Source organism: Pseudoalteromonas sp. S3260 (assembly GCF_005886925.1).
GTDB lineage: Bacteria > Pseudomonadota > Gammaproteobacteria > Enterobacterales > Alteromonadaceae > Pseudoalteromonas > Pseudoalteromonas tetraodonis.
This window is the reverse complement of sequence record NZ_PNCV01000133.1, coordinates 1-10,753: the sequence shown is the minus strand read 5'-3', so window position 1 is coordinate 10,753 and position 10,753 is coordinate 1. Positions and strand designations below refer to the sequence as shown.

12 protein-coding genes are annotated in these 10,753 nt (G+C 41.3%); 3 read left to right on the top strand and 9 right to left on the bottom strand.

Features of this window, described 5'->3' with window-relative positions:
• Nucleotides 1-123: 123 nt before the first annotated feature.
• Entirely contained in the window at nucleotides 124-840 is a 717-nt protein-coding gene (locus tag CWC14_RS16685) for an SIMPL domain-containing protein (RefSeq protein ID WP_008467710.1), read from the top strand.
• Here the strand turns inward: CWC14_RS16685 and CWC14_RS16680 are convergent.
• The 8 genes from CWC14_RS16680 to CWC14_RS16645 form a co-directional block, all read right to left on the bottom strand.
• Nucleotides 832-1,491 (bottom strand): hypothetical protein, encoded by a 660-nt coding sequence (locus CWC14_RS16680; RefSeq protein WP_138564009.1) that lies wholly within the window; start codon nucleotides 1,489-1,491, stop codon nucleotides 832-834. The two genes, CWC14_RS16685 and CWC14_RS16680, sit on opposite strands and share 9 nt — an antisense overlap.
• A gap of 104 nt (nucleotides 1,492-1,595) precedes the next feature.
• On the bottom strand, nucleotides 1,596-3,428 hold the full coding sequence (locus tag CWC14_RS16675; protein ID WP_138564007.1) for a DUF885 domain-containing protein: 1,833 nt from the start codon (nucleotides 3,426-3,428) through the stop codon (nucleotides 1,596-1,598).
• An 84-nt stretch (nucleotides 3,429-3,512) separates the two neighbouring features.
• Nucleotides 3,513-4,649 (bottom strand): radical SAM family heme chaperone HemW, encoded by a 1,137-nt coding sequence (hemW, locus tag CWC14_RS16670; protein WP_138564005.1) that lies wholly within the window; start codon nucleotides 4,647-4,649, stop codon nucleotides 3,513-3,515.
• Entirely contained in the window at nucleotides 4,646-5,245 is a 600-nt protein-coding gene (locus tag CWC14_RS16665; protein ID WP_138564003.1) for an XTP/dITP diphosphatase, read from the bottom strand. The genes hemW and CWC14_RS16665 overlap by 4 nt, the downstream gene beginning before the upstream one ends.
• 2 nt (nucleotides 5,246-5,247) lie before the next feature.
• Entirely contained in the window at nucleotides 5,248-5,691 is a 444-nt protein-coding gene (locus tag CWC14_RS16660; RefSeq protein ID WP_138564001.1) for a DUF4426 domain-containing protein, read from the bottom strand.
• Between the two features lie 58 nt (nucleotides 5,692-5,749).
• The gene (locus tag CWC14_RS16655) at nucleotides 5,750-6,283 is read right to left on the bottom strand and encodes a YggT family protein (protein ID WP_138563999.1); all 534 of its coding nucleotides are present in this window, start codon (nucleotides 6,281-6,283) and stop codon (nucleotides 5,750-5,752) included.
• A 26-nt stretch (nucleotides 6,284-6,309) separates the two neighbouring features.
• Nucleotides 6,310-7,131, bottom strand: a complete 822-nt coding sequence (proC, locus tag CWC14_RS16650) for a pyrroline-5-carboxylate reductase (protein ID WP_024600822.1) — start codon at nucleotides 7,129-7,131, stop codon at nucleotides 6,310-6,312.
• 17 nt (nucleotides 7,132-7,148) lie between these two features.
• Nucleotides 7,149-7,862: a YggS family pyridoxal phosphate-dependent enzyme gene (locus CWC14_RS16645; protein WP_024600821.1), complete on the bottom strand. Its 714-nt coding sequence runs from the start codon at nucleotides 7,860-7,862 to the stop codon at nucleotides 7,149-7,151.
• 2 nt (nucleotides 7,863-7,864) lie between these two features.
• On the opposite strand from CWC14_RS16645, the gene CWC14_RS16640 reads away from it, so the two are divergent.
• Both CWC14_RS16640 and CWC14_RS16635 read left to right on the top strand, forming a co-directional pair.
• Nucleotides 7,865-8,905 carry a type IV pilus twitching motility protein PilT gene (locus tag CWC14_RS16640; protein ID WP_138563997.1) on the top strand — a complete coding sequence of 347 codons (1,041 nt, stop codon included), beginning with the start codon at nucleotides 7,865-7,867 and terminating at the stop codon, nucleotides 8,903-8,905.
• A gap of 9 nt (nucleotides 8,906-8,914) precedes the next feature.
• Nucleotides 8,915-10,051, top strand: a complete 1,137-nt coding sequence (locus CWC14_RS16635) for a PilT/PilU family type 4a pilus ATPase (RefSeq protein ID WP_138563995.1) — start codon at nucleotides 8,915-8,917, stop codon at nucleotides 10,049-10,051.
• Nucleotides 10,052-10,107: 56 nt separating this feature from the next.
• On the opposite strand, the gene ruvX is transcribed toward CWC14_RS16635, so the two are convergent.
• Complete coding sequence (gene ruvX, locus CWC14_RS16630; protein WP_010391588.1) at nucleotides 10,108-10,557, bottom strand: Holliday junction resolvase RuvX; 450 nt, start codon at nucleotides 10,555-10,557, stop codon at nucleotides 10,108-10,110.
• Between the last annotated feature and the right edge of the window lie 196 nt (nucleotides 10,558-10,753).

The window sequence follows — 10,753 nt, the reverse complement described above, 5'->3', positions numbered from 1 at the left end:
TCTTTGTTGCTCGGTTTTTACTTAGCCCACTAGGTTACAAACCTCGCGCCGCGATTAAATCGCCCCTAGTTTGAACAAGTTTTAATCCGCAAAGGTCAACAGACCCTAATCAAGGAGAGTGAAGTGAATAAAATATCGAATGTAACCGTTGTTATGGCAGCGGCGTGTTTAAGCATTGGCCTAATTGCATTGGGTTTTATTATAAAAGGGGCTGCGCTTGATATTAAAGGGATGGAGCGCACGGTGCAGGTAAAAGGGTTAGCTGAACGTGAAGTTGTGGCTGATACCGTTATTTGGCCTTTGCAGTTTAACGATGCCGACAATAATCTTGAAAAGCTTGTTGAGCGAGTTGAGCAAAAAAATGATGCGGTGATTGCTTTTTTAAAGTTACACGGCTTTGATGATCAAGAAATATCGACAGGCACTCAATCTATTATTGATAAGCAAGCCCGTGAATACGCGAATGATAACCAAAAGTTTAGGTATGTTATTAGCTCAAATATTATTGTTTACTCCAATGCTCCTGATAAAGTTAAAAACGCACTGAGCAAAGTGAGTCAGCTAGCTAAACAAAATATAGCTATTGTGCAAGACAACTATCAAACCCGTATTGAGTATATTTTTACTGGGCTTAACGATATAAAACCAGCCATGGTGCAAGAAGCCACAGAAAAAGCCCGAGAAGTGGCAGATAAATTTGCTAAAGATTCAAATTCACGCTTAGGTAAAATTAAAACCGCTCGCCAAGGGCAGTTTAGCATTAGCGATCGGGATTCAAACACGCCGCAAATTAAAAACGTACGTGTTGTTACCAGCGTAGAATATTACTTATCAGATTAGAGCCGCCACTTGTTCAGTAGAGCGCTGTAAATAAGCGGCGCTCAGTAGCAAGGTTATCTCGCTTGGGGGATTATTTTTTAATGCCTCAAGTATTTGTAATTTTGCTGCAGGATTTTGTTTTTGCTCTATTTCTATTAATGCGAGCAAGGCCGAAAATTCATGTTTTACCGGAATGTTTGGCTTATGTGCATAGGCGATGTAACTGGCAACCGGAGTGAGCCCTTGCTTATTTGTATGTGCTAATGCATGTAGTAACTCTTCGTTAGATTCAAATAACATTAACGAGCGAACATAGTTAAAAGGCAGTTGTGTGGGCATTGCTTGCTTAAATACATTATGCAGGGCGTTATTGCCAGAGTCGTCTGTACTAATAAATCCCTTATTTAATTTAAGTGCAGGCGTAAAAAAACTCAGTGTGTCTAAACTGGTTAGTTTTTCAATAAACGGCGCTGGTGGCGTATTGGTGGTTAAAATACGCACGGCGATGTTTTGCATAAAATCGTATTTAATACTCATGCGTAGCGCACTTTCAAACAGGTAATTAAGCTGTATTACTTGCTGTGCCTCAGTGAGCTTTTTAAAATCGTTATCTAGCTCATCAAACTGCTGTTGTTTAATACGCGCATTGAGTAGCTGTATGCTTAGATCCATTCTGTTCTCCTTGAGTTCCAACTTTATCCTAGCTTAATTTTTTGTTTTATAAAACAAAAGGCCGCAATTGCGACCTTTTATACCTTTAAGTAAATACTTAAAAATTAAGCTTGTTTGCTGGCAATCCACTCATTAACGAAGTTTTCTAGTACGTTTAATGGTACAGGGCCATTTTTAAGCACTACATCGTGGAACTGGCGGATATCAAACTTATCGCCAAGTTGCATTTTAGCATCTTCACGTAGTTCTAAAATTTTCAGCATACCTACTTTGTAAGCCGTTGCTTGAGATGGCATTACAATATGACGCTCAACCATTTTTACACCGTCAGAAGTGGCGTTAGGGGTGTTGTTAACGTAGTAATCAATACCTTCTTGACGAGTCCACTTCATTGCGTGAATACCGGTATCAACCACTAAACGACATGCACGCCATAATTCCATGGCTAAGCGACCAAAATCTGAATACGGGTCTTCGTAAAGGCCCATTTCTTTTGGTAGTAATTCTGAGTATAACCCCCAGCCTTCAATGTAGGCTGTGTAACCACCAAATTTACGGAACTTAGGTACACCTTCAAGTTCTTGTGAAATGGCAATTTGCATATGGTGACCCGGAATCCCCTCATGATAAGCCAAGGCTTCCATTTGGTATGTAGGCATTGCTTCCATGTCGTATAGGTTGGCGTAGTAAATACCTGGGCGAGAACCATCTGGCGCAGGTTGTTGATAAAACGCTTTACCTGCCGCTTTTTCACGGAATGCTTCAACACGTTTTACAATCATGTCGGCTTTTGGTTTTACAACAAACAGCTCATCTAAGCGTGTTTTCATGTTATCAATTAAGCCTTTAGCTTCACTTAAGTACTGTGCTTTACCAGCTTCAGTGTTAGCTAAATAAAATTGCTTGTCGGTTTTCATAAACTGCATAAAGGCGTTTAAGTCGCCCTCAAAACCGACTTTATCTTTAATGGCACGCATTTCATCATGAATACGTGATACTTCAGCAAGGCCAATGGCATGAATTTCTTTTGCTGTAAGGTCTGTGGTGGTGGTGCGTTTCAGTGCGTTATTGTAAAACGCTTCGCCATTAGGGAATTTCCAAGCACCGTCACGGTCATCAGCACGTTTTTCTAACTGTGCAATGTAGTTAATTAACTTAGAGTAAGCAGGTTTAACCGCTGTTTTTAATGCTTCAGTCGCTTTACTAATAAGTGCATCTTTTTCAGCTTGGTCTATTTCTAAGGCATTAACTTTGCGTTTAAAGTCAGCTAAAAGCGTAGAATCTTCACCTTGTTCAAACGGCGCACCTTTAATGATGTTTTTGCTTGAATCAATGACGTGTGGAAATACAAATTTAGGCGCGATGATGTTTTTATCTGCGCGAATTTCTAAGCCAGTAATAAGCTGATCAAATACACCCGGTACCCCATTTAAACGAGCAATGTAATCGTTGGCTTCTTTTACGTTGCTAATTTGATGCTGGTTGATTAAAAAAGCCGGCACCATAGAGTGCGTACCAAACATTTGGTTTACTGGGTAGTTATGGTAACGCCATTTGAAATCAGCAATGCTGGCTTCTAAATCTTGTTTTTTTAAATCATAACTTACTTGGGTTGCTGTATCTAATTGCGCACGATCAATGCTGTTGAGGGTGACCAAATCGGCTTTAGTTTGTGCCAAGTCTTTAAGGGCTTTTTCTTCGCTGTTGTCATCCCATTTATCGTAATCTTTTTTGATGCCCATATAGGTTTGATAAACTGGGCTGCTCATTACATCACGATTAAAAGTGTCTTCAAAAAAAGCATTCGCTTTATCAATTTCACTTTGAACAGGTTGAGCTTGAACCGCAGGTGCAGGCGTTGATTGTTGTGTTGCTTGTTGGCAACCTGCAAGCAGTGCCACGCTTACCGTGGCAGCAATTAGAGTAAGTTTACGCATTCGTTTCCCTTTTGTTGTTAGAAACCCATTAGGGTATTTTAATTTTTCATGTGTTTACTTTACATGCGTATAACGCCAAAAGCGTTATACAAACAATTCTAGCAGGTCATTTAAAAAGCGATGGCCTCTAAGGCTTACTTGCCAATGGCCGTCTTTTTCTATTAATAAACCTGTGTTAATGGCTTTATTCAAAGCTGCTTGTTGGCTTTGTAATGGCTGATTAGTCAGTGCACTGTAGTCTTCAATCGGGCATGGCTCTATTAAACGAAAGCGATTCATAAAAAATTCAAACGCTAAGTCGTCTTGTTCTACTTGCCAGCTTTTGTACAAGTAGGGCTTAATAATGTCCATGTAGCCCCGTGGGTGTTTAACCTTTTCAGTGCGTGTTATCACCCTCGTTTTCGCATCAGTAACCTTACCATGGGCGCCACAGCCAATACCAAGATAATCGCCAAACCGCCAATAATTCAAGTTATGTTGGCATTGAAAGCCCGGTTTTGCATATCCTGATATTTCGTATTGCTGATAGCCTGCTTGTGCTAATAATGCTTGGCCTTGTTCTTGAATATCCCATAAGGTTTCATCTTGCGGCAACGTGGGCGGTTTTGAAGCAAATTGTGTATTAGGCTCAATGGTGAGCTGATACCAAGAAATATGTGGTGGGCTCAGGGCAATAATTTGTTTTAAATCACTCAGTGCATCATCAAGAGACTGCCCTGGTAAGCCATGCATTAAGTCAAGGTTAAAGCTATTTAACCCTGCTTCACTGGCTTGCTGTGCAGCATAACTGGCTTCATCGGCACCATGAATTCGACCTAGGGCTTTTAACTTATCGTCCTGCATGCTTTGCACGCCGATAGAGATACGGTTAATGCCGGCTTTTACATAATCTTTGAAACGGCCAGTTTCTACTGTGCCGGGATTTGCTTCAAGGGTTATTTCACAGTTATCGGTTAAGCCAATTAGGCTATCTACTTCCTTGAGTAAACGGGTGTATGCCGCGCCGGTTAATAGGCTTGGTGTGCCGCCACCTATAAAAATACTGTGAATTTTACGCCCTTGTACTAAGTGTAAATCAGCTTTTAAATCGTCGATTAAATGCTGCACATACTCAGCTTCAGGGATGTCACCTTTTTGCCCGTGGCTATTAAAATCGCAGTACGGGCATTTTTGCACGCACCATGGCACATGCACATATAAACTTAGTGGAGGAAGGTTCACAGGCCGCCTTTGTGTTGTAGCTCTTGCAGTAACATTTTAAGTGCTTGCCCACGATGACTCAGAGCATTTTTTTGCGCTTTTGTCAGCTCTGCACTGGTGCAATTTTCTGATGGCACAAAAAAGATAGGATCGTAGCCAAAGCCACCTTCACCGTGTTGGCTAAGGGTTATTTCGCCCTCCCAGCTAGCACTGCAAATAAGTGGGGTAGGGTCGTCGGCGTGACGCATCAGTACCAATACACACCAAAAACGAGCGCGTCGGTTAGGGCTATCGCCTAAATCAGCCAGTAATTTATCGATATTATCTTGATCACTTGCGCCTTTACCTGCAAAGCGGGCAGAGTAAACGCCGGGTGCGCCATTTAAGCTATCAACTTCTAATCCCGAATCATCAGCAATAGCAGGCAGTCCGGTAATTTTAGCTGCATGACGTGCTTTAATTATCGCGTTTTCTACAAACGTGGTGCCTGTTTCGGCCACGTCGCTCACGTTAAAGTCGCTTTGCGGTACAACATTAATATTAAGTGAGCTGAGCATGTTAGCCAGCTCATTTACTTTGCCGGGATTGCCGGTTGCAAGTACTAAGGTGTTGGTCATATTTAATCTACGTAAAATTTTTGCTGAAACTTTAATGTTTGGAACTGGTTACCTTGTTGGATTTCAATTTCAAAACGTAAAATTTCTTCGTTGGTATAATCTACTTGTGCTAGGTAATAAATTGAATCGCCTTCAACGACTTCTTTAAAGTTGAGGCTTTGTTTATTGCCTAATAAATTTCTAGCGGTGCCTTGTAATGTCGCTTTTTGCGCTGTTTTATCAGTATCATTTTTTAAGATGGAAATATTAACAATACCTTTGTAGCCACTGCGTTCCAAGCCATATGTTTTGGCTATTTGTGGCTGAATAAACGTTGATGGAAAGGCTATATAATGAACTTGCCAAGGGCCTAGTTCTTTATATTGAGCGCCTTGTTCTTGTGCGCTGTGTGCATTAAATGCTAAGGCGAGACAAGCAATAAAACAAAACTTTATTAAACGTTGCATGGTTAACTCCTGAGTATGTAAAAAAGAGGCGCTAGGCCTCTTTTATATTACGTTGTGCTTAAGCTAAAAGGTCCATTAGCAGCATTTGTAAAAACTGAATGCCGATGATTAGTACCAGTACCGATAAATCTAATCCCCCTAATGGCGGTAAAATTTTACGGATGGGCTTTAACATTGGCTCAGTAAGCTGATGGAATACCGCTTCAATTGGGTTATAGCCTTGGCTTACCCAGCTTAAAATAGCGCGGATGATTAATACCCAAAAGACTAAATTTAAACCTTCTTTTAAAACAGTTATTAGCGCCTGTATAAGCACAGGCTGAATAGCCCAAGAGCTATAAATAAGCCACATTAGGGTACTTATTTTTGCCGCAGCCACTATAAATGCCAGCAACAAAGAGGCAAAATCAAGCCCGCCTAGCCCTGGAATGATTTTTCGCAGCGGGTTAACTGCAAACGAAGTGGCTTTGACCACAAATTGGCTCATTGGGTTGTAAAAGTCGGCTTTTGCCCACTGTAGCCAAAAACGCAGTAGTACCACCATTAAAAATAGATCAAACAAGGTGCTAATTAAAAATTGCATGGCATTCATAGTATAACCTTCAATAAAAAATGGTTTTAAAGTTCTTGTTCCATTTGCACTGCACGCGCAATACACGCATCCATTGCATCGCCTACGGTTTTAGTTAAACCTTGTGCTTTTAAATGCTCAACGGCTGCATGCGTGGTACCGCCTTTTGATGTCACATTTGAACGTAATTGTGAAATGCTAATATCAGTTTGGCTAAGTGCCATTTCAGCTGCGCCAAGGGCGGTTTGCTGCACTAAGCGGCGTGCGTCTTCATCACTAAACCCAAGCGCTTTGGCTTTTTCTTCAATGGCTTCCATAAATAAGAAAAAGTAAGCCGGTGAAGAGCCGGTAACAGCAATCACGTCGTTTATTTGCGACTCTTTTTCAACCCATACAACAATGCCTGTACATTCAAATACTTGCTGTACAAACTCATGCTCGCTTTGGGTTTCGCCTGCACCATATAAGCCAGATACACCACGACCAAGTAATGATGGCGTATTTGGCATACAACGCACCATTTTTACATCTTGACCAAGCATTTCACGTAAGCGCTTAACGGTTAAGCCTGCCGCGACTGAGATAAATAATTTATCGCTAAAGTCGACACCTGAATCTTGAAATGATTGGCATAAATCGCCCATCATTTGTGGTTTAACAGACAAAACAATGACATCGGCATCGCGCATAGCTTCGTTATTGTCACTGGTGGTTTGCACCTTAAAGTCGGCAGCTACTTTAGCTAGTTTTTCTTGGTTGCGGTTAGTCGCAATAATATTATTTGCGTTAAAGCCGTTTTTTACCATGCCACCAATGATGGCGTAGCTCATATTACCTGTGCCTATAAATGCGATTTTTTTATCTGACATATGTCTGTTATCACCTTTTAAGTTCGTGTTCCAAAAATATCTGTGCCGATCCTCACCATGGTTGAACCTGCCGCTATGGCAGCCTCTACATCGTTACTCATCCCCATCGACAATGTATCTATATGAGGATATTGGGTCTGTAGTTTATCAAAGCAAGTTTGTAATTGCTCAAAATATTGAATTTGCGTGTTAGCATCGTCGCTTTTAGCGGGAATAGCCATCAGTCCGCGCAACTGTAAATGGGCACATTGATCTATATATTGCGCCAGCTCAGTGATTTCATTGGGGTGACAACCAGACTTTGCTTCTTCTTCGCTAATATTGACTTGAATAAGTACATTCAGTGGCGGCATTGTCTCAGGGCGTTGACTGTTTAATCGCTTGGCTATTTTAAGTCTGTCTACACTTTGCACCCAAGCAAAATTGGCAGCGACTAAAGCACTTTTATTTGACTGAATAGGGCCAATGAAATGCCAAACAATATCGCTAAATGTGTCTAGTTGCGCTATTTTATCTACAGCCTCTTGAACATAAGATTCACCAAATTGACGTTGCCCTTGCTCATAAGCTGCCATAATATCAGTAGCGGGTTTGGTTTTAGATACTGCAAGTAACGTAATATCGTTACTATTACGTTGTGCTTTGTGCGCTGCCTCTGCAATTCTAGCGTAGGCGGATGTGAGTCGTTCTGCTATTGTAACCATATATTTATCAGTTAGTTGTGGAGTCATAAATGGATATCACCGAATTATTGGCATTTAGTGTGCAACATAAAGCATCAGATTTGCACTTATCATCAGGGGTGTCACCTATGATACGTGTTGATGGCGATGTGCGACGAATTAATATACCAGCACTTGGAGATAAAGAAGTCAGCAGTCTGGTTTATGACATTATGAACGATAACCAGCGTAAGGACTATGAACAAAATCTCGAAGTGGATTTTTCTTTTGAAGTCCCTAATTTAGCACGTTTTCGTGTAAATGCCTTTAACTCTAATCGTGGTCCTGCTGCTGTGTTTCGTACAATCCCGAGTGATGTATTGACACTTGAAGATTTGGGCGCGCCGGAAATATTTAAACAAATTTCAGATAACCCACGAGGCTTAGTATTAGTTACCGGCCCTACAGGCTCAGGTAAGTCGACTACACTTGCAGCCATGGTGGACTATATAAATCAAAATAAACATCACCATGTACTGACCATTGAAGATCCTATCGAATTTGTGCACGATAATAAACTCAGCTTAATTAACCAGCGTGAAGTTCACCGCGATACACATAGTTTTTCTAATGCGCTGCGAAGTGCATTGCGTGAAGACCCTGATGTTATTTTAGTGGGTGAGTTACGAGACTTAGAAACTATTCGCCTTGCTATGACTGCTGCTGAAACTGGTCACTTAGTGTTTGGCACTTTGCATACCACGTCGGCACCTAAAACCATTGACCGTATTATTGATGTATTCCCTGGTGAAGAAAAAGACATGATCCGCTCTATGCTTTCTGAATCACTTCGTGCGGTTATCTCACAAACACTGATCAAGAAGGTCGGTGGAGGGCGAGTGGCTGCACACGAAATCATGTTGGCAACGCCTGCTATTCGTAACTTAATTCGTGAAGATAAAATTGCTCAAATGTACTCATCGATTCAAACCGGTGCGTCGCAGGGCATGCAAACCATGGATCAATGTTTAACAAGCTTAGTTAACCGTGGCATTATCACTCACTCAGCGGCGTATACAAAAGCACAAGATAAGACGCAGTTTAGCGCTTAAGGAATTATTATGACTTTATCTCTAAATCACTTTTTACAAATAATGATCGACAAAAAAGGCTCTGATTTATTTGTATCGAGCCAACTTCCTATTAGCGCTAAAATTAACGGCGAGCTAACTCCTCTTAATGACGATAAATTAACAGATGAGCAAGCGCTAGAGTTAGTTGAATCAGCGATGAGTGAAAAACAAAAAGCAGAGTTTCATAACACTAAAGAATGTAACTTTGCGATTGCAACTAGCGAAGGGCGCTTTCGTATTTCGGCTTTTTGGCAACGCGACAGAGCGGGCATGGTTATTCGCCGAATCGTCACTAAAATTCCCGATGTTAAAGAGCTTGGATTACCTTCTGCATTGACCGATGTGATTATGTCAAAGCGCGGACTCGTGTTATTTGTAGGTGGTACGGGAACCGGTAAATCAACGTCTTTGGCGGCACTTATTGGTTATAGAAATCGCAATCAACGTGGGCATATTTTAACCATAGAAGATCCGATTGAATTTGTTCATGAACATAAAAAAAGTATTATTACCCAACGTGAAGTGGGTTTAGATACTGAAAGTTTTGAATCGGCACTTAAAAGCTCTTTGCGCCAAGCGCCTGATGTTATTTTAATTGGTGAAATTCGTTCGCAAGAAACCATGGAATATGCGTTGAGCTTTGCAGAAACGGGTCACTTATGTGTTGCCACCCTGCATGCCAACAATGCTAACCAAGCTATTGACCGCATTATGCACTTAGTACCAAAAGAAAAGCACGATAAGCTTAAATATGACTTAGCATTAAATTTACGCGCTATCATTGCTCAGCAACTTATTCCGACCTCTGATGGGGAAGGGCGTGTTGCTGCCATTGAGGTATTACTTAATACGCCAATGGTCAGTGAGCTAATTAAAAACGGTAATATTGGTGGCATTAAAGAAACCATGGCCAAATCAACAGAGATGGGCATGCAAACCTTTGACCAAGCGCTGTTTGAGCTTTACAGACAGCAACGGATTAACTATGCCGATGCACTTCATCATGCGGATTCGCCAAATGACTTACGTTTAATGATAAAACTACGTAATAACGAGCAGCAAGGCGCAGGCTTCTTACAAGGTGTGACCATTGATGGCCTTGATGATAAAGGTAATATGACTTAGTCTTAACCCACATAAAAAAAAGCGCCTTAGGCGCTTTTTTATGTGTGTTAAGTGCTTTATTCACCATAACTGGCTTCAAAAAAGCTCTCTAGAATAATCACCGCAGACATATTATCTACGTTGCCTTTACCTAAGTTTTTATAACCACCACGTTCAAATAACCGTGCCTTTGCATCTGCAGTCGTTAAGCGTTCATCTTGAGTATGAACCGCTATACCGTAATGATTATGCAAACGATTAGCAAACTTTTTGGCTTTAAAGGTAACCTCTTGTGAGGTGCCATCCATGTTTAGCGGTAAGCCAACCACCATTAAGTCAGGTTGCCACTCTTTTACCTGTACAGCAATGTCATCCCAATTAGGAATGCCATCTTGGGCTTTCACCGCTTTTAAGCTGGTGGCGCTGCCTGTGAGCTCTTGACCAATAGCAATACCAATGCTCTTGGTACCAAAGTCAAATCCCATAACGGTGCGCTCACCTTGCGCTTTTACAGTTTTTTTAGTCATGTTTATCTTTTATGTTATTAGGGTCTGTTAACCTTTCAAGGTTGAATTTGCAGCAGTCTGTTTGGTATTTGGGCAAGGCAGAGCCTTTGTGGTGTGGTTATTCCCCATAAATAGGCGATAACGCAGCATCAATGCCAAACAGGCGCTGCCCTTCGGGTTCTGCCTAGGGGCGATTTACTCTTTGTTGCCTACATGG